This is a genomic window from Kocuria sp. NPDC057446 (genome assembly GCF_042802875.1).
GTDB lineage: Bacteria > Actinomycetota > Actinomycetes > Actinomycetales > Micrococcaceae > Kocuria.
Map to the genome: position 1 here is coordinate 1 of NZ_JBHVDI010000249.1, position 3,061 is coordinate 3,061.

3 protein-coding genes are annotated in these 3,061 nt (G+C 76.2%); 2 read left to right on the forward strand and 1 reads right to left on the reverse strand.

The features are described 5' to 3' along the window. The coding region (locus ACFU0Y_RS17710; protein WP_380216206.1) for a hypothetical protein at window positions 1-246 on the reverse strand (246 nt) is incomplete at its 3' end. A 186-nt stretch (window positions 247-432) separates the two neighbouring features. On the opposite strand from ACFU0Y_RS17710, the gene ACFU0Y_RS17715 reads away from it, so the two are divergent. Beyond that, window positions 433-1,389 (forward strand): ATP-binding cassette domain-containing protein, encoded by a 957-nt coding sequence (locus tag ACFU0Y_RS17715; protein WP_380216208.1) that lies wholly within the window; start codon window positions 433-435, stop codon window positions 1,387-1,389. Beyond that, window positions 1,386-2,990, forward strand: a complete 1,605-nt coding sequence (locus ACFU0Y_RS17720) for an ABC transporter permease (RefSeq protein ID WP_380216210.1) — start codon at window positions 1,386-1,388, stop codon at window positions 2,988-2,990. Before ACFU0Y_RS17715 ends, ACFU0Y_RS17720 begins: the two co-directional genes overlap by 4 nt. Window positions 2,991-3,061 lie beyond the last annotated feature (71 nt).

A 3,061-nucleotide genomic window follows, 5' to 3' on the forward strand; every position in this document is an offset into this window, starting at 1 on the left:
CCACCGCGCCAGCGCGGTGTCCAGGAGGAGCCCCACGCCGCCCACGGTGAGCAGGACGGTCCCGGCGTCGAGGAGCACGTCCGACCACTCCCGTCCGGCCAGCAGCGCAACGGCGAGCACCGCCGCGCCGAGACCGGTCAGCACGGTCGGCGCCGTGGCGGGGCGCCGACCCGGCACGACCCGTGCGGCACCCCGCCACCCGTCGCCCCCGGCCCGCTCCTGGGCGGCGCTGCGGATCTCCAGCACGGGACTCCCCTTCCTCGAGCGGTCTGCTCCCAGCCTGGCACGGCTCCTGACCAGGGCGTTAGCACCGCGGACACCGGGGCTCTATGTGACAGCCGGTGCGCCGGCCGGCGCGTTCCTTGTCCCGCGACGGGCCCGTGCCTAGCGTGGGAGCACGGTACCGCCGGCCCCGACCTGTCAGGAGCACCCATGGACACCCCGGTGATCGACGCCCGCGGGCTCGTCAAGAGGTTCGGCCCCACCGCGGCCCTGGACGGCTTCGACCTCGGCGTGGCCCCGGGGCAGGTCGCGGGGTTCCTGGGGCCCAACGGCTCGGGGAAGTCGACGGCGATCCGGGTGCTGCTGGGCCTGCTCCGGGCGGACGCGGGGACGGCCACGGTCCTGGGCCTCGACCCCTGGCGGGACGCGGTGGAGATCCACCGCCGCACCGCCTACGTCCCGGGGGACACCACCCTGTGGCCGAACCTGACCGGGGGCGAGATCGTGGACCTGCTCACCGACATCCGCGGCGGACGACGACGGCGCCGCCGCCGCGACGAGCTCGTCGAGCGCTTCGAGCTCGACCCCACGAAGAAGGCCCGCAGCTACTCGAAGGGCAACCGGCAGAAGGTGGCGCTGGTGGCCGCCCTGAGCGCCGAGGCCGAGCTCTACGTGCTGGACGAGCCGACCTCCGGGCTGGACCCGCTCATGGAGGCCGTGTTCACGGACGAGGTGCGCCGGCTGAGCCGGCAGGGCAGCACGGTCCTGCTCTCGAGCCACATCCTGGCGGAGGTCGAGAAGCTGTGCGACACCGTGACCATCATCCGCGCCGGCCGGGACGTGGAGAGCGGCACCCTGGCCCAGCTGCGGCACCTGACCCGCTCCGCCGTCACGGCCACGACGTCCGCCCCGCCCGGCCGCCTGGGCGGGCTGCCGGGCGTGCACCACCTCGTGCTCGAGGACGGGAGGCTGAGCTTCGACGTCGACGACGCCCGGGTCCCCGAGGTGCTCCGGGCGCTCGCGGACCTGGGGGTGCAGAACCTGACCGTCACGCCGCCCTCGCTCGAGGAGCTCTTCCTGCGCCACTACGGCGAGCGCCCCGCCGCGGCCGCCGCCCCGGCCGGGACCGGACGCCGCCCGGGCCGGGACGCAGAGGCGCCGCGATGAGGACCGCCGAGCCGTGGGCCGCGACCGGCCGCCTGTTCCGGCTCAACCTGCGCCTGGACCGGGTGCGGATCCTCGTGTGGGTGCTCGCGCTCACCGGCACGGTCTACGCCACGGTGCTCGCCCTCGAGGAGACGTTCCCGGACGGGCAGGCCCGCCAGGCCCGGGCCGCCCTGCTGGACAACCCGTCCGCCGTGATGATGACCGGCCCGGCCTTCGGCGCGGAGGACTACACGCTGGGCGCCATGACGGTCAACGAGCTGAGCCTGTCGGTGCTCGTGGCCACCGCGATCATGAGCATCCTGCTCGCGAGCCGGCACGTCAGGGCGGAGGAGGAGTCCGGGCGCCTCGAGGTGGTCCGGGCGCTCCCCGTGGGCCGCTTCGCCCCCGCGGCGGCGGCCCTCGGGGCGGTCGCCGTGGCGGACGCGGCGGTCGGCGCCGGGATCACCGCGGGGCTCGTCGCGGCGGGCCTCGGCGGAGCCGACGCCGTGGCGTGGGGCGTGGCCACAGCGCTCACGGGACTGGTGTTCGGTGCCGTGGCGGCCGTGACGGCCCAGCTCACCGAGCACGCCCGGGCCGCCTCCGGGACGGCGATGGCCGTGCTGGGCGCGGCCTTCCTGGTGCGCGGCATCGGGGACGTCCTCGAGCCCACCGGCTCGTGGCTGTCCTGGTTCTCGCCCATCGCGTGGGCCCAGCAGACCCGGCTCTACGTGGATCTGCGCTGGTGGCCGCTGGCGCTCTCGGCGGCGCTGACCGCGGTACTGCTGGTGGCGGCCGTGCTCCTGGCCCAGCGGCGGGACCTGGGTGCCGGGCTGCGGCGGGCGCGCCCGGGCCCCTCGACGGCCGGGACGTCCCTGCTCTCCGCGACCGGCCTGGCGCGGCGGCTGCTGCGCGGGACGTTCCTCGGGTGGACCGCGGGGCTCGTGCTCTTCGGTCTGGCCTTCGGGTCGCTGGCCGACTCGCTGGAGGACAGCATCGCGGACATCCCGTCCATCACCGAGTGGCTCGTGATGGACCTCGACGCCCTCACCGAGTCGTTCGCCGCCGCGACCCTGTCCTACCTCGCGCTCGGGGTCGTGGCGTTCGCCGTCTCGGGCGTGCTGCGGCTGCGCGCGGAGGAGGAGTCCGGGCGCACGGCGCTCCTCCTCTCGGCGGGGCTCGACCGGGTGCGCTGGGTGCTCGGCTGGCTCGGCGTCGTGGTCGTGGAGGCCCTCCTGGCCCTGCTGCTGGCCGGGGCGGCGCTCGGCGCCGGGGTCACCGCCACCACCGGGGAGCTGCGCTGGACCGGGGAGCTCGCCCTGGCGGCTCTGGCCTACTTCCCGGCCGTGCTCGTGGTGGCCGGGATCGCCGCCGCACTGGTGGGACTCGTCCCGCGGCTCGCCGCACTGAGCTGGGCCGTGGTCGCCTACGTGGTCTTCGTCGCGTGGTTCGGCCTGCTGCTCGACCTGCCCGAGGCGGCGACGAACCTCTCCCCGGTGCAGCTGTCCCCGCTCGTGCCCTCCGAGGACTGGGCGGCTGCTCCGCTGCTGGGCCTCACCGCGCTGGGTCTCGCGCTCCTGGCCGCGGCCGCCGCCGGCTTCCGCCGCCGGGACCTGGGGGCCTGAGCCGCGGGGCCGGCACCGACGAGGGGCCGCTCCCGGTCGGCCGTCGCCTCCGACGGTCGTCCGGGAGCGGC

Coding starts and splice junctions, on each gene's coding strand:
- ACFU0Y_RS17720 (WP_380216210.1), top strand. CDS start 1,386: ATGAGGACCGCCGAGCCGTGGGCCGCGACCGGCCGCCTGTTCCGGCTC.
- ACFU0Y_RS17715 (WP_380216208.1), top strand. CDS start 433: ATGGACACCCCGGTGATCGACGCCCGCGGGCTCGTCAAGAGGTTCGGC.